This is a genomic window from Achromobacter sp. 1011791174 (genome assembly GCF_059760925.1).
The window spans coordinates 16,206-30,769 of record NZ_JCBANH010000034.1 but is presented as its reverse complement, the minus strand read 5'-3'; the positions used below and the strand labels follow the sequence as shown (position 1 = coordinate 30,769).

The following is a 14,564-nucleotide window of genomic DNA, read 5'->3' as shown; positions in this document are numbered from 1 at the left end:
CGGCTTCGCAGGCATTCGGGCAGGGCGCTTGCCTTGCGTGTTTTCCGAAACCGATGCCTTGGAAATTACGACAAGATTGCAGCCAGATTAATTTCCGTATCGCCGGCATCCGCCTCCTTCCGGACCCGAGATCAAGGGTTGTCAGCGGCTTGAGGGCGATTGAAGGCGTTTAGGCGGATATTCGCCTCAGAAGCCGAAAATCGCTGCTTGAACGCGCTGCGATACCGTCAGAAATGTAATTTGCTGCCAGCGACCGTGTTCACGAGAATCCGGCTTGTTCGCGCACTGACCGATTGAATTGGTCTTGCGACGACGACGTGGGAGTGGCGTGGCGGCGGATCTGCGATGGTTTTCCCGAGCGAATCATGATCGTGCCGGCGGACCGCGCCGGTTTGTGTGTGCCGCGTTCTTGCCACTCCGGATTCGTGAAATGTGGAGAAAGGCCATGCGCAGCAGACTCAGGCATAAATTGAACAAGGTTATCTTCAGGCTGTCGCCAGTGCTGGCCGAGCGATGCAATATCGATTTCAAACTGGAGACGCCGAGCCGGGCGTTCATGGAAAACGAGATTTTCAGTTATGTGAACCGCCTGGCTCGCGCGGCGAACCAGAGACACCGGCTGCTTTTTCTAGGGATGGACCGGTACAACTGGCACTATCCCAGATTGCTGCATGCCGTGGATTTTCATTCGATTGATATCAGACCGGAACGCGCCAAATATGGTCCTCCGGGGCGGCACATCGTCGGCGATGTGATGGACATGGCGAGACACTACGGCGAGGAGACGTTCGATATCGTCGTTGCCAATGGCTTGTTGGGCTTTGGCGTGAATACGCCGCATGCTCTGCAAATCTTGTTGGCGCAGTGCCACAGGGTGCTCAAGCCCGGTGGATTGTTCGTGCTGGGCTTCAATGCGCGCGCCGATATCGTGCCGTTCCCGGTGACGCTGGATGAGGATATGTTCGACGAGTTCGCGCCGCCGATCGAAGGCGTCCGTGAGTCGCGGCACATGGTGGACGACGCCTACAAGCACCTGTATGTCTTCGCTGGAAAGACCGCTCACGACAGGCCGGCGGCCGGGAGCCGGCCTGCGGTGCAAGGGTGGGATGCTCCTCTGGAGCTTGCTCCCCTCGCGATGTCGTGAATGGAGCGCCGTGGCTATCCGATGAGCCTGGCTTTTTCGTTGCGACGGCGCTGTCGTGCGCGTTGAGTTCGCCGCTGGCGCAGGCCGTCGCGTAGCCGGCGGCGTGCCGCCTCAGGCCGCGCGGGCCCGCGCCGAAGCGGGAAAGTCCGGCAGCGAGATATCGCTATGTCCGGGCGTGACCCAGCGCACGCGTTCGCGGGTGGCGTCGATGCAGCCGCCTTCCTCGTACACGCCCTGCGGATCGCGGATGCGCATCATGCGCGCCAGCACGGCGGCGGTGGCGTCGGGATCGGCCAGCGTCTGGCGCACCAGCGTCTTGACGCGGTCTTCGTCGATATAGCCCTTGCCCCGGGCGTCGGCGCGCAAGGCATGCTGCCAGTGATGGATCTCCACGCACTTGGAGGTCAGCGTGAAGGGCTGGTCGCGTTCCCAGAAATTATTGAACAGGCCGCCGCCCAGGTAGAACACCCAGGAGCCTTCATAGCCTTCCACGTCGGACGAAGCGGAGTCCGGATTGCGGAACCAGAGCCGGTCGCCCGGCACGTAGAAGCGCTGCGGCAGCGGCTCGGCCAGCGAGCCGTATTCGTGCAGGAAGGTGTCGTGAAAGCGCCCGGACATCACCGCGCGCGTTTCCCACTGGCGCTGCAGGTCGCGCGCCAGCGCGGGATTGGCCTCTTCAAGCTCCTGGGCGATGCCCAGCACGGTGACGTATTCGGTCGCGCGGTAGCAGGAGAAGGCGTAGAGCTGGCCCGAGGCCTCGGGCTGGGTGGCGCGGCGCAGGCCTTCGATGAGCGAGCGGCCGGGCAGGATGGTGAAGCCGCGTTCTTCGTCGTAGGTCCAATAGCCCTCGGGGCGCTCGGCGTGCTCGGTGTCGAAGGCCAGGGCGGTCTTGCGCGCGGCCTGGACGATGCGGCGGCGGATGCGGACGGCGGACTCCAGCTCGGGCACGGACGGGAAGGGGAAAGGGACCGGGCTGCCCAGCATGGCCAGCAGGATCTCGCGCTCCAGCGCGCCTTCGTCGGCGCCGCTGTCCAGGCCCAGCGATTGCGCCAGGCCGGTGGTGTCGTGATCGGGCAGGTGTTGCGCCGCGAAGGCGGGCGCCAGGCTGGCCCGGCAGCCGGGCGCGGCGCCGTCCAGGTCCGTGCAGATCGTGATGTCCCGCAGGCGGGAGCGCGCCAGGAAGTCCTGGAGTTGCTGGCGGGCCGCGCCGGTCTGGGCGGCGTCCGTGGGAATGAGATGGATGCCGCCCAGGTCCGGGCGGCTGGGGGAGTGCTGAACGTGAGACATGTGAGGCTCTGGAATGCAGCGTTGAACCCGGGAATCGCCGACGGCGGCCAGTGGCGCGGCGGTCGGCGGGACAGTTGATGATTGCAGATCCGGGGCTGGCGCGGTAGTAGCGGGTAATACAGGGTTAATACCCCCCTCGCGCAGCCAGGCCCCGATCGCAGCGGGGCGGATTGTAGTCATGGCGCCTGACGCGCGCGTGTCATTTGACGGTCTGTAGCGGCCGGTTTGTGTCGTTGCCGCAACGCGGGGAAGTCCGGATTGGATTTTGCGCTTGCGCGGAATGAAAGCTTTATTACACAATTCAGTCGCAAATGCGAATGCCTTGCATTTGTATTTATCTGTTAAAGATCAAGAAAGGAACAACGATGGCGACTGGCACCAGGCCCGGCCCTAGCCCCAGGCGCGCCCAATCCGTGGGCGCGGCGATGTTGATGATGGGAGCGGGGGCGGTCGCCCCGGCGCTGGCCCAGCAGCCGCAGCAACAGGTGGAATTGCCCGCCGTCACCGTGACGGCGACCGAGGTGAATGAATCCCCGACCGGCCCGGTGCAGGGCTTCGTGGCCAGGCGCGCCGTCACCGCCACCAAGACCGACACGCCGCTGATGGAAACGCCGCAGTCGATCACGGTGATCACGCGCGACCGCATGGAACTGCAGGGCGCGCAATCGGTGCAGCAGGCGGTGGGTTATACCGCTGGCGTCACCGCCGCCGCCTTCGGCGTGGACAACCGCGGCGATTCGGTCAAGATCCGTGGCGCCGATTCCACCCAGTACCTGGATGGCCTGCTCAATTCCGTCGGCTTCTACAACAACACCCGTCCCGATCCCTATGCGCTGGAGCGCATCGAGGTGCTGAAGGGGCCGTCCGGCATGCTGTACGGCCAGGGCGCCGTGGGCGGCATCCTGAACCAGGTCAGCAAGCGTCCGCAGGCCGAGGCCGCGCGCGAGATCGGCATCAGCTACGGCAACTACCAGCGCAAGCAGATCCAGGCCGACCTGACCGGCCCCATCGACGAAGAAGGCAAATGGCTGTACCGCGTGGTGGCGCTGGGGCGCGACAGCAACGCCTCGATCAAGCACGTCAAGGACGACCGCTATTTCATCGCGCCATCGCTGACGTACCGCCCCAGCGCCAGCACCTCGCTGACGCTGCTGGCGAATTTCCAGAAGGACGACAGCGGCACCATGCTGGGCTTCCTGCCCTGGCGCGGTACGCTGTACGGCAAGCCGGGCGGGCGCATCCCGCAGGACTTCTTCGTCGGCGAGCCGGGCTTCGACAAGTACACCGCCGAGCAGCGCTCGCTGGGCTATCAGTTCGAGCACGCCTTCAACGATACCGTCACGGTGCGCCAGAACCTGCGCTACACGCACAGCAAGGTCGATTACCGCAGCGTCTACACCGCCGGCTTCAATGGCGCCGGCCATGGCTGGGTGCCGGGCAGCGACACGCTGCTGCGCCGCACGATCTATCTGAACCAGCCCACGCTCGACCAGTTCGTGGTCGACACGCAGGGCCAGTTCAAGTTCGCCACCGGCGCGCTGCGGCATACGCTGCTGGCGGGCATCGACTACCAGCGATCCAAGCTTGCCGCCCGCCGTGGCGTGGGCGGCTCGGCCGCGCCCATCGACGTGTACAACCCGGTCTACGGCAATTACACGCCGCCGACGTCCACCGTGCGCGTGCCCGACTCGCACGCCAACCAGACCGGCCTGTACCTGCAGGACCAGATGGAGTGGAACCAATGGCTGCTGATGCTGGGCCTGCGCCACGACAGTTCCAGGTCGTCCGTGGACGGCACGCCGTCCGGCAGTCGCGACGACAGCGAGCTGAGCAAGCGCTTCGGCCTGATGTACCGCTCGGCCATGGGCCTGAATCCGTACATCAGTTACGCGGAGTCGTTCCAGGGCGTGGCCGGCTTCAACAAGGCCAACGAAGCCTACAAGCCGTTGCGCGGCAAGCAGTGGGAGGCGGGCGTCAAGTACCAGCCGCCGGGCGAGAACCTGACGGTCACGGCCAGCGTCTTCGACATGATCGAGAAGAATCGCCAGGTCGCCGGCGTGGTCAATGGCCAGGCCGACACCGTGCAGGTCGGCGAGGCGCGCACGCGCGGCCTGGAACTGGAGGCCATGGCCTCGCTGGGCCGGATGGACCTGGTGGCCACCTACACCTACCTGAACCCCAAGATCACCAAGGGCACGGCCGCCGACCAGGGCCAGCGGCTGGCCAGCATTCCGTCGAACATGGCGTCGCTGTGGGCCAACTACCGCTTCAGCGCCTTCGGCGTGCCGGGCTTCCTGGCGGGCGCGGGCGTGCGCTACAACGGCCACAGTTTCGACGGCGTGGGCAACAACCGCGTCGAGGGCGTGACGCTGTACGACGCGGTGCTGGCCTATGACCGAGGCCCGTTCCGCGTGGCGCTGAACGTGACCAACCTGTTCGACAAGGAATACGTGGGCACCTGCATCGCGCGCGGCGACTGCTTCTACGGCACGCGGCGCACGGTGGTGGGCAGCGTGACCTATCGCTTCTGATCCGTCCGGCCCGCGCCATACCGATTCGCTATTTCACCAGTCCACATAAGCACGCACAGCGCGCCCGGATCAGGTTTACCTTGGCGGGGTGGACATCGGAAGCATCGATATTCGGCTTCCCGATGTCAGCCATCGAAAAGGGGAACCCGAGTGACAGAACATGCCATCGATCCGGCCTTCGCCATCGAAGAGGCCGCGCGCAGGCTGCGCGACGCGAAGATGACCGGCGCGCAGTGCGAGCCGGTTTCCAGCCTGCTGTCCGGACAGGATATCGAGGCCGCGTATGCCGTGCAGCAATTGAACGTGGAGCGTCGCATCGCGCGTGGGCAGCGGCTCATCGGCCGCAAGATCGGCCTGACCTCCATGGCGGTGCAGCGCCAGCTGGGCGTGTCCCAGCCGGACTATGGCGCCTTGCTGTCGGACATGATCGTGGGCGACGGCGCAACCCTGCCGCCCGAGGGCCTGCTGCAACCGAAGGTCGAGGCCGAGGTGGCGCTGGTGCTGGGCAGCGACCTGGACCTGGACGAGCCCAATGTCGCGGATGTATTGCGCGCCGTCGCCTTCGTGCTGCCGGCCATCGAAATCGTCGACAGCCGGATCAGGGACTGGAAGATCTCCCTGGTCGACACCATCGCGGACAACGCGTCCAGCGCCCGCTTCGTGCTGGGCACGCCGGCGATCCGGGCGGACGGCTTCGATTTCGCCGGGTGCGTCATGGAGATGACGATCAACGATGCGCCGGCTTCCCGGGGTGACGGGCGTGCGTGCATGGGCAGTCCGCTGAATGCCGCCGTCTGGCTGGCGCGGCGCATGCGGCAATTGGGCACGCCGTTGCGGGCCGGCGATATCGTGATGACCGGCGCGCTCGGACCGATGTGCGCGATACGGCCGGGCGACCGGGTCATGGCGCGGATTGCCGGGCTGGGAACCGTGGGCTTCGAGCTGGGCGGGGCCGGATCCTGAGGGCGGCGCCGGGCGCCGGGACGGGGCAGGGGCCTTGGTGATACCCCTGTCTTGCTGACGGGCGGGATCCGGCCTAGGCTGTTGAAAAAAGGTCTGCGAAGCCGTCGCGTCGACAGCCGCGTTGTGGGGGGAGGCAGGGCCGGAAATGGACCTGAGACGATTACAGGCGTTCGTCGCCATCGCCGAGCTGAAGAATTTCACCAAGGCGGCCGAGCTGCTGCACATCGCCCAACCGGCGCTGGGCCTGAAGATCCGCAAGCTGGAAGAGGATCTTGAACAGCAGCTGTTCGTGCGGCATTCGCGCGGCGTCATGATGACCGACGCCGGAAAATTCCTGCTGCCGCAGGCGCGGGCGCTGCTCGCGCAGGCCTCGGCCCTGAAGCAGGTCATGCGCGACTTCAGCTGTCCGCCGCATGGCCGGGTGGTCATGGGCGTGCCGCCGAATGTCATGGAAGGGATCACGGGCATCATCGCCCGGCGCGCGATCCAGGAACTCCCGGACGTCAACCTGAACATGGTCGAAGGCCTGTCCCATACGCTGGAGGAATGGCTGGACGACGGCCGGCTGAATCTGGCCTGCGTGTTCGACGGCAGCGACGAGACCACGGGCAGGCCCGGACAGGTGCTGTACGAAGAGCCCTTCGTCTTCGTCGGCAATGCCGATGCGCTGCGGCCCGAGGACGGCCCGATCACGCTGGCCGAGGCGCTGCGCCAGCCGCTGGTGGTGCCGGCGGCGCCGCACCGGCTGCGCGCGCTGCTGGAAGACAAGGCGCGCGAGCTTGGCGAGCAGGTCCATGTGCGCTTCGAGGTGGAATCCGGTTCGATCATGAGCGATCTGATCGCGCAGAAACTGGGATATTCCATCCTGCCGGCGAGCGTGGTCAGCAGCCGGGTCCAGCGCGGGGAACTGGCGATCCGGCCGATCTTCCAGCCGGACTGGTCCTGTACGCTGCGGCTGGTCTGGCCGCTGGGCGGCGATCTGTCCAGCGCGACGCAGGCCGTCATCAAGCTCGTGAGCGAGGTCGGCGAGGAAGCGCGCAAGTCGCGCGCCGGCGCTTAGCGGCCCGCGCGCGCCAGATCATTTCGGCATGGCAGGCGAGCCGAGAGACTTCTGGACCGGCGCGCGGGGCGCGCATTAAGGTGTTCCTGCATTGCCGCATGGGCCGCGCGGCGCGGCGCCGGCGGCATGCCTGGCGGACCCCGGTGGCGGTCCGCCTTGCGCGACACGGGACATGACGCAGATGGATATTCGAGGTGAAGTCGTCTTGATCACAGGCGGGGGATCGGGCCTGGGACGCGCGATCGTGGAACGCTTTCATGCGGAAGGCGCGCGGATCGCGGTATTGGAAAAATCCCCGTCCAAGGCCGGCGCGCTGCGTGAATCGCATCCCGACATCGTGGTGGTCGAAGGCGACTGTTCCCGTCTGGATCCCAATCAGCGGGCCGTGGACGAGACGCTGGCGCGGTACGGCAGGCTGGACGTCTTCATCGGCAATGCGGGCGTCTGGGACAACCGTACCGGCCTGCTGCAGCTGGAGCCCGAGCGGATCGGCCAGGCTTTTGACGAAGTCTTTTCGGTGAACGTCCGTTCGCTGGTCCTGGGCGCGCGCGCGGCGGCGCAGGCCTTGCTGCGAAGCCGGGGCAGCATGATCTTCACGCTGTCCAACGCCAGCTTTCACACCGGCGGCGGCGGTCCCCTGTACACGGCGTCCAAGCACGCCGCTGTCGGCCTGCTGCGCCAGCTGGCCTACGAACTGGCGCCGGCGATACGCGTCAACGGCGTGGCCCCGACGGCAATGGCTTCCGATCTGCGCAGCCCGGATTCCCTGTCGCGGCAGCCGGCGCGGGATCGTCCGGTCGATCCCGCGAGCCGGGAGGCCGAGATCGCGGCGATGCTGCCGCTGAACTTCTATCCTGTCGCCGAGGACTATGTGGGGGCCTACCTGTACCTGGCGTCCCGGACCGCCGCCCGCGTCTGCACGGGCAGCATCATCGCGTGCGATGGCGGCATCGACATTCGCGGCATCCGTCCCGCCTCGGGCGTGGCGCCGGCCTAGCGCCGAACGGGCGCCGGGCGGGGTTCCCGCCCGGCCATCCTGGGCGACTCAGCGGCGCAGCGCATCCCACCAGGGACAGGCGCCTTCCATGACGTGGTGATTGCCGGGCAGAACCTGGACCGGGCCGCGCACGCCCCGCGCCGCGGCGTCCAGGCGCATGGCCAGCGCCTGCGCGCGCCCCTCGGGCGGCAGCCAGGCGCGCTCATGGCCCCAGAGGCTGGGACCGTCGCGCAGTTCGACCGGCTGCCAGGCGTCGGGAGCGATGTCGCGGCCGCCCCAGCCGTACTCCACCATGAAGCCGGACGGGGTACGCGCATAGAACGAGGTCATCAGGTCGTTGCTGTGGCGTCCCAGGCTGACGCTGACGCAGTCGTCGGCGTCGGCCAGGTCCAGGCCCTGGCCGACATCGTCCAGGCTGTAGGTCTCCACCATCAGGTGATGCAGCCTGCGGCTGATCCCCGTCTCGGCCAGCGCCAGGCTATGGTGCCGCGCGTTGGTGTGGAAGAAATAGGCCTTGAAGGGATGCAGCATGTAATCGCTCAGGCGGAATTCGAGCACGTCGACATAGAAGGGGAGCAGGTCTTCGATGCGTTGCGCCATGAGCACGACATGGCCCATGCCCAGCGGACCGGTGCGAAAGCCCGACATGGCGCGGCCGGGCCGGAATGCGCGATCCGCCAGCGCGGGATCGCAAAAGGCTTCATGGCGGTTGCCCGACGGATCGAGGAAGCACAGGCCGCGCCCCACCTGGCGCCGGTCGGCGGCCGCCCGCGACATGGCCTCCACCCGGACGCCGGCCCGGTCCAGCCTGGCGGCGAGCCGTTCCAGCGCGTCGCCGTCGGCGACCTCCCAGCCGTAGAAGACGGCGCCGTCGGCGCTGCCCTGGTCCACCAGGATGCGCTGCTTGCGGTCGTCCATGCGGAAGGCCAGCGACGAGGCGGTGGCGTCCGCCACCTCCAGACCCATGATGCGCGGGCCGAAGACGCGCCATTCGTCGAGGCGGGTGGTTTCCACCCCGACATAGCCCAGGCTTTGCAGTAGCATGATCGGCCTTTCGTTCAAGAAGCCGGCGTGCAATCGGCGCCCACGGCGACCGAGTCCAGGAAGCCGAGCAGGCGCTGGTGGAAGCCGTCCGGATCCTCGTACTGCGGCCAGTGTCCGCAGTTCGGCATGATGTCCAGGCGCGATCCCCGGACATGCCGGCTGGCCGTCTCGGCCGCCTGCCAGGGCGTGGTGGGATTGAATTCGGTCCAGAGGAAGTACGTCGGCGTGGCGACGCGCTCGAGCCGTTCGGCGGTGATGTAGAACTGCCCCCCGCGTTCCGGATCCATGATGCCGGCGATCATCGGCTGTATCCGCAGCATGTCCGGGTTGGACCAGAACCGCAGCCGCGTCTCCACCAGTTCGTCGCTGACGAAGCGCCCGGGTTCGTGGAACAGCCACTCCAGGCGCGCGCGGATGCTGTCGCGCGTCGGCGCCGCCGATGCCTGGCTGGAACGCTTGCGCAGTTCCGCCACGCCGGGCGAGCGCAGGTTGTCGAAGCCGTCCACCTGCAGGCCGGCACCCACGCAGCAGGTCCAGGACAGCACGCGCGACGGCGCGGCCTGGATCATCCAGTACGCGACCCAGGAACCCAGCGATTCGCCGACGATGTGGGCGCGGGCGATGCCCAGCGTGTCCATCAGGGCCAGGATGTGGGCGGCGTAGTCCGGCGGCATGTAGTCGCCGTCCGGCTTGTCCGTCATGCCGTGGCCCAGCATGTCCACGGCGATGACGCGATAGCGCTGCGCCAGGGGAACCACGTTCTTGGCGAACGCCTCGACATGGCCGCCTATGCCGTGCAGCAGCAGCACGGCCTGGCCTTCGCCGGCCTCCAGGCAACGGGTGCGCACGCCGTTGACGTCATGAAAACGCACGCTGGCGCCCAGCGCGTTCAGCCATAGGGACATCATTCTCTCCTTGGTGTGTCGGGCCGCATTGGCCCGGGACTACAGATCGAGCACCAGCCGGCTGCCCTTGCAGCCGGAAACGCAGATCAGCATTTTTTTGTTCGCCTCGCGCTCTGCGGCGCTGAGCAAGGCGTCGCGATGGTCCGGGATGCCTTCGATGACGCGGGTCGCGCAGGTGCCGCAGATGCCATCGGCGCAGGAGTGCGGAATATCCAGTCCGGCGTCCAGCAGCGTGTCCAGGATGGTGCTGCCCTCGGCCACGAAATGGCTGCCGCCGGATGCCGCGGCGATCACGGTGAATCCACCGGCGGCGACATCGCCGCTGCCCTTGAAGCGTTCGAGATGGACCTGGGACGGCTGCCGGCCCGCCGTCGCGGATTCGAACGCATCCAGCATCGGCGCCGGCCCGCAGCAATACAGCTGCGCGTCCGCCGGCGCGGTCCGCAGGAATCCCGCCAGATCGGCCGCGCCGCCGGCTTCCTCGTCGACGTGCAGGCTCAGCCGGTCCGGATAGCGTTGCAGCAGGATATCCAGGTAGGCGGCGCGGGCGCGCGAGCGCACGGCATAGAGCAGCCGCCAGTCGCGTTGCTCGGCTGCCAGGCGCTGGATCATGGCCCAGATCGGCGTGATGCCGATGCCGCCGGCGATGAGGAGGTTGGGGGCCGCGCCGGACGCCAGCGGGAAATGATTACGCGGGCCGCTGGCCTGCAGCGTGTCGCCGGGGCGGAGCCGGGCATGGATGTAGGCGGAGCCGCCCCGGCTGGCGGCATCCAGCGCCACCGCCAGCACGTACCGGCCGCTGGCGTCGCCGGGATTGGTCAGCGAGTAGCTGCGGGTCAGGCCGCCCGGAAGATGCAGATCCAGGTGCGCGCCGGCCTCGATGGGCGCTGGCGCCCGGCCTTCGCCGCGCAGGTCCAGTTCGATGATGGTCTCGGCGATCCGCCGCAAGGCATGGACGCGCAGCGGCAGGCGCTCGGGAGCGGCGTGGGTCATGGTGCTGATCTCATGGTGCCGTGAAAGGGCCGCGCCGGCGCTCGTGGATGCCGGCATGGAGCGTAGGCATCTTAGGCAGGGGCTCGCGGGCAGGTCGAATACATTTGCGCGATGCCTGCCAGACCTTGATGTTCTGGAACGATCCGATCTGTCTTGCTGCGCCGCACGACGGGGCGCGAGCGCATTGCGGCATGCCTGCGGTCAATATTCTGTCTTGGACAGGAGCCGCGCCCGGCCATTAGCTTAGATGCCGGGACGTCGCGAGTATCGGCCGGCGGCGTCCAGCTTGCATGAGGCCGCAATCGGACGGGTGTGGACCAGCATATGGATGCCATTGCGAGCAGGGAAAAATACCGCCAGTACGTCAGGCCCGAGGCGGGGCTGGTGTCGCGGCGGATCTTCCACGACGAAGAGATCTACCGGGCGGAGCTGGACCGCATCTTCAAGCGGGCCTGGCTATATCTGGCGCACGAAAGCGAGGTTCCCGATCCCGGCGATTTCGTTCACGTCTACATGGGCGAGGAGGCCGTGATCCTGTGCCGCGACCGCGATGGCCAGCTCTATGGACTCGTCAATTCCTGCAGGCACCGTGGCAACCGCGTCTGTCGGGTGGATCGGGGCAATGCCCGGAGCTTCGTCTGTTCGTATCACGGTTGGGCATACAACACCAAGGGCAACCTGATCGGCGTTCCGGGCAAGACGGAACTGTACAAGGATGACATCGACCAGCCCTCGCTGGGCCTGGTGCGCGTGGCGCGGATCGACAGCTACAAGGGCCTGGTGTTCGGCACTTTCGACCCGGAAGCGCCATCGCTCGAGGAATTCCTGGGCGACATGCGCTGGGGGCTGGACCTGCTGCTGGACCAGGGCGATCTGGTCGCGGCGCCGGGCGTGGTGCGCTGGAATATCGAGGGCAACTGGAAGTTCGCCGCCGACAACGCGATCGGCGATATGTACCACGCCGCCTGGACTCATCGCTCGGCCATGCTGGCGGGGCATCTGGGCGGCAATGGCGCCCAGTCGCTGGCGCAGTATGCGCCGACGCGCGAGCAGAAGGGCATCACCTTGCTGGCGGCCTATGGGCACGGGCTCAACGCCGACTTCGCCGAGGCCGATGAGGTGGACCTGGGCTCGCCGCTGGCGGCCTGGCGGCTCGATCCCGCCGTCCAGGCGCGGCTCGGGCCGGTGCGTTCCCGGGTGCAGCGCTCGAACATGAACGTGTTCCCGAATCTCTTCGTCAACAGCGGGTCGCGCGATCTGATGGTCCGGCATCCCAGGGGGCCCGGAAGGATGGAGGTCCGCAAGACGGTCCTGGTCGATCGCAATGCGTCGGAAGAGACGCGGCGCATGCAGATCCGTTCCTCCAACCGGCATTTCGGCCCCGCCGGGATGTTCGAGCAGGATGACGGGGAAAACTGGGACCAGAGCACGCACGGCGCGCGCAGCCTGGCCGCGCGGGACCGCGACCTGCACTACGCGATGAAACTCGGACGGGCCCGCCTGACGCGCTTGGGCGACAGTCCTCCCCTGATCGAGGATCTGGTCAACGAGCACGCGCAGCTGTGGCTGTATCACTGCTGGGCCGAATTCATGGATGCGGCGTCCTGGCCCGAGCTGCGCGCCGCCCACACCCAACCCACGGATCACTTTCGATGCGCGACGACCTGAACGCGGCCTGCGCCGCGCAGCCGGGGCTGATGGCGGGGATACAGGCCCTGTTGCTGCAACACGAGGTCGAGCAGTTCTACCACCGCGAGGCGGCCCTGCTGGACGAGCGGCGCTTCGAGGACTGGCTCGAACTGCTGGCCGATGACCTGAGCTACTGGATGCCGGTGCGCGAGACGCGGGCGGCCGGGCAGGAGGCCGGGGAGTTCAGCCGTCCGGGCGAGGGCGCCCTGTTCGACGAAACCAAGGCCTTGATGATCGTCCGCGTGCGCAAGCTGCGCACCGGCTTTGCCTGGGCGGAGGAGCCGCATTCCCGGACCCGGCACGTCGTCAGCAATGTGCGTGTCGTCGGAAGGCTGGGCGATGGCGGACTGCGCGTCGAAAGCAATTTCGTGCTGCACCGTTCACGGCTCGAGAGCATGCAGGATCTCTGGTTCGGCTGCCGCAAGGATGTTCTGCGGCAGACCTCCGATGGGTTTCAGGTGGCGCGCCGGGAAATCTACCTGGACCACACCGTGATCGGCAGTCCGAACCTGAGCGTCTTTTTCTGACAGGACGGTTCGCCGGCCCGATTGTCGCGGGCCGGCATCGCCGCGGGCATCGATAAGCATTCAAGCGTTGTTTCAGTGCAAGGGGGGAGGGACATGGACAATACCGCGACTGCGGCGGGGGCGGACCGGGCCGTGCAAGAGCCGGGCGACGGCGAGCGTCGGCCGTCAACGCTCAATCATTCCGTGATGGTCGGTGCGGTGGGGAACTTCGTCGAGTGCTTCGACTGGTTCGCCTATGCGCTGTTCGCGAGCTATATCTCGCGCCAGGTGTTCCCGGCGGGCGATCCGCTGGCGGGGCTGTTGTCGACCTTCGCGATCTTCGCCGTCGGCTTCTTCGTCCGTCCGGTGGGGAGCTTCATCTTCGGCATCTATACCGATCGCCACGGACGCAAGAACGCGCTGGCCGCGACGATTTTCCTGATGGCGGCTGGCAGCCTGATGATCGCCGTCGTGCCCACGTTCGCGCAGGCGGGCTGGCTGTCTCCGGCGATGCTGATCGCCGCGCGCCTGCTGCAGGGGCTGGCCATGGGCGGGGAGACCTCGGCGGGCGGCAGCTATATCGTCGAAGCCTCGCCCGCGCGGCATCGCGGCTTCAGCGGCAGCTTCTTCTACATCAGCGTCGGCCTGGGAACGCTGTCGGCCTCGCTGGCGGGTTCCTTGCTGACGCAGCTGCTGACGCCGGCGCAAATGGAGAGCGTCGGCTGGCGGCTGGTGTTCGTGCTGGGCGCGGCGCTGGGTCTGTTCGGACTGTACATGCGGCGTTCGGCCGCGGAATCCGAGCTGTTCCTGCAGGTCGCCAAGACCACGCGGAAGAAGGATCGCGGCAGCCTGCGCGTGGTCGCGGCCGAATACTGGCCCAGCATGCTCAGGCTGTTCCTGGTGGCCATCGGTCCGACCATGGCGCTCTATATCTGGGTCGGCTATGTGCCGAACATCCTGCGCGCCAAGGGCCTTGTGTCCGCGGCCACCACCTTCTCGGCGAGCACGCTGGGCCTGATCGTCTACACGCTGTGCATGCCCATCAGCGGCGCGCTGTCCGACCGGATCGGCCGCCGCCTGGTGCTGGGCGTGTCGTGGCTGGTCTTCGCGGCGCTGCTCGCGCCGATGATGCGCTACGTGATGGCCGATGCCGGATCGCTGCCCTGGGTGACCTGCGCCGCCATGGCCCTGATCGGCCTGGGCAGCGGCGCGGTCGCGGCCGGCTTCGCCGAGCAGTTCCCGACCCGGGTCAGGGCGATAGGCTGGGGCGCGCCGTACAACATCTCCATCGCGGTGTTCGGGGGCACGGCGCCGTATCTGGGCTCATGGTTCGCCAGCAAGGGCTGGCCGGATCTGTTCAACGGCTACATCGCCGTGCTCTGCGCGCTGAGCGGGCTGGCGGCGTTCGGCCTGCGCGATCTGCGAGGCAAGCCGCTGGACTGAGC

The 14,564-nt window shown here is 67.2% G+C and carries 12 protein-coding genes; 8 read left to right on the top strand and 4 right to left on the bottom strand.

Features of this window, described 5'->3' with window-relative positions; genetic code table 11:
• Window positions 1–445 precede the first annotated feature (445 nt).
• Complete coding sequence (locus AC6LJ5_RS14115) at window positions 446–1,144, top strand: class I SAM-dependent methyltransferase (protein ID WP_498140783.1); 699 nt, start codon at window positions 446–448, stop codon at window positions 1,142–1,144.
• A gap of 111 nt (window positions 1,145–1,255) precedes the next feature.
• On the opposite strand, the gene AC6LJ5_RS14110 is transcribed toward AC6LJ5_RS14115, so the two are convergent.
• Entirely contained in the window at window positions 1,256–2,431 is a 1,176-nt protein-coding gene (locus AC6LJ5_RS14110) for a TGL-type protein-glutamine gamma-glutamyltransferase (RefSeq protein WP_498140782.1), read from the bottom strand.
• Window positions 2,432–2,862: 431 nt separating this feature from the next.
• Between AC6LJ5_RS14110 and AC6LJ5_RS14105 the strand changes: the two genes are divergently transcribed.
• The 4 genes from AC6LJ5_RS14105 to hcaB all read left to right on the top strand — a co-directional run bounded on the left by AC6LJ5_RS14105 (window position 2,863) and on the right by hcaB (window position 7,982).
• Complete coding sequence (locus AC6LJ5_RS14105) at window positions 2,863–4,962, top strand: TonB-dependent siderophore receptor (protein ID WP_498140781.1); 2,100 nt, start codon at window positions 2,863–2,865, stop codon at window positions 4,960–4,962.
• 150 nt (window positions 4,963–5,112) lie between these two features.
• A complete protein-coding gene (locus tag AC6LJ5_RS14100; RefSeq protein WP_392409296.1) occupies window positions 5,113–5,925 on the top strand; it encodes a 2-keto-4-pentenoate hydratase in 813 nt (270 codons plus the stop codon).
• 145 nt (window positions 5,926–6,070) lie between these two features.
• Window positions 6,071–6,985 (top strand): LysR family transcriptional regulator, encoded by a 915-nt coding sequence (locus AC6LJ5_RS14095; protein ID WP_103274299.1) that lies wholly within the window; start codon window positions 6,071–6,073, stop codon window positions 6,983–6,985.
• 172 nt (window positions 6,986–7,157) lie between these two features.
• Window positions 7,158–7,982 (top strand): 3-(cis-5,6-dihydroxycyclohexa-1,3-dien-1-yl)propanoate dehydrogenase, encoded by an 825-nt coding sequence (gene hcaB, locus AC6LJ5_RS14090; RefSeq protein WP_498140780.1) that lies wholly within the window; start codon window positions 7,158–7,160, stop codon window positions 7,980–7,982.
• A 48-nt stretch (window positions 7,983–8,030) separates the two neighbouring features.
• Here hcaB and AC6LJ5_RS14085 read toward each other — a convergent pair whose 3' ends face one another.
• From AC6LJ5_RS14085 to AC6LJ5_RS14075, 3 genes are read right to left on the bottom strand one after another with little or no spacing between them, the layout of a single operon-like run.
• On the bottom strand, window positions 8,031–9,026 hold the full coding sequence (locus tag AC6LJ5_RS14085) for a VOC family protein (protein WP_103274300.1): 996 nt from the start codon (window positions 9,024–9,026) through the stop codon (window positions 8,031–8,033).
• Between the two features lie 14 nt (window positions 9,027–9,040).
• Entirely contained in the window at window positions 9,041–9,931 is an 891-nt protein-coding gene (locus tag AC6LJ5_RS14080; RefSeq protein WP_498140779.1) for an alpha/beta fold hydrolase, read from the bottom strand.
• A gap of 39 nt (window positions 9,932–9,970) precedes the next feature.
• Complete coding sequence (locus tag AC6LJ5_RS14075) at window positions 9,971–10,924, bottom strand: PDR/VanB family oxidoreductase (RefSeq protein WP_498140778.1); 954 nt, start codon at window positions 10,922–10,924, stop codon at window positions 9,971–9,973.
• A 324-nt stretch (window positions 10,925–11,248) separates the two neighbouring features.
• On the opposite strand from AC6LJ5_RS14075, the gene AC6LJ5_RS14070 reads away from it, so the two are divergent.
• The 3 genes from AC6LJ5_RS14070 (at window position 11,249) to AC6LJ5_RS14060 (ending at window position 14,562) form a co-directional block, all read left to right on the top strand.
• A complete protein-coding gene (locus AC6LJ5_RS14070) occupies window positions 11,249–12,592 on the top strand; it encodes an aromatic ring-hydroxylating oxygenase subunit alpha (RefSeq protein ID WP_498140777.1) in 1,344 nt (447 codons plus the stop codon).
• Window positions 12,577–13,140: an aromatic-ring-hydroxylating dioxygenase subunit beta gene (locus tag AC6LJ5_RS14065; RefSeq protein WP_103274304.1), complete on the top strand. Its 564-nt coding sequence runs from the start codon at window positions 12,577–12,579 to the stop codon at window positions 13,138–13,140. Before AC6LJ5_RS14070 ends, AC6LJ5_RS14065 begins: the two co-directional genes overlap by 16 nt.
• A gap of 93 nt (window positions 13,141–13,233) precedes the next feature.
• Window positions 13,234–14,562 (top strand): MFS transporter, encoded by a 1,329-nt coding sequence (locus tag AC6LJ5_RS14060; RefSeq protein ID WP_103274305.1) that lies wholly within the window; start codon window positions 13,234–13,236, stop codon window positions 14,560–14,562.
• The last annotated feature ends 2 nt before the right edge of the window (window positions 14,563–14,564 follow it).

Bases quoted from the DNA above. Each gene is read 5' to 3' on its own strand.
- AC6LJ5_RS14115 (WP_498140783.1), top strand. From the start codon at position 446: ATGCGCAGCAGACTCAGGCATAAATTGAACAAGGTTATCTTCAGGCTG.
- AC6LJ5_RS14110 (WP_498140782.1), bottom strand. From the start codon at position 2,431: ATGTCTCACGTTCAGCACTCCCCCAGCCGCCCGGACCTGGGCGGCATC.
- AC6LJ5_RS14105 (WP_498140781.1), top strand. From the start codon at position 2,863: ATGATGGGAGCGGGGGCGGTCGCCCCGGCGCTGGCCCAGCAGCCGCAG.
- AC6LJ5_RS14095 (WP_103274299.1), top strand. From the start codon at position 6,071: ATGGACCTGAGACGATTACAGGCGTTCGTCGCCATCGCCGAGCTGAAG.
- hcaB (WP_498140780.1), top strand. From the start codon at position 7,158: ATGACGCAGATGGATATTCGAGGTGAAGTCGTCTTGATCACAGGCGGG.
- AC6LJ5_RS14085 (WP_103274300.1), bottom strand. From the start codon at position 9,026: ATGCTACTGCAAAGCCTGGGCTATGTCGGGGTGGAAACCACCCGCCTC.
- AC6LJ5_RS14080 (WP_498140779.1), bottom strand. From the start codon at position 9,931: ATGTCCCTATGGCTGAACGCGCTGGGCGCCAGCGTGCGTTTTCATGAC.
- AC6LJ5_RS14075 (WP_498140778.1), bottom strand. From the start codon at position 10,924: ATGACCCACGCCGCTCCCGAGCGCCTGCCGCTGCGCGTCCATGCCTTG.
- AC6LJ5_RS14070 (WP_498140777.1), top strand. From the start codon at position 11,249: ATGGATGCCATTGCGAGCAGGGAAAAATACCGCCAGTACGTCAGGCCC.
- AC6LJ5_RS14065 (WP_103274304.1), top strand. From the start codon at position 12,577: ATGCGCGACGACCTGAACGCGGCCTGCGCCGCGCAGCCGGGGCTGATG.
- AC6LJ5_RS14060 (WP_103274305.1), top strand. From the start codon at position 13,234: ATGGACAATACCGCGACTGCGGCGGGGGCGGACCGGGCCGTGCAAGAG.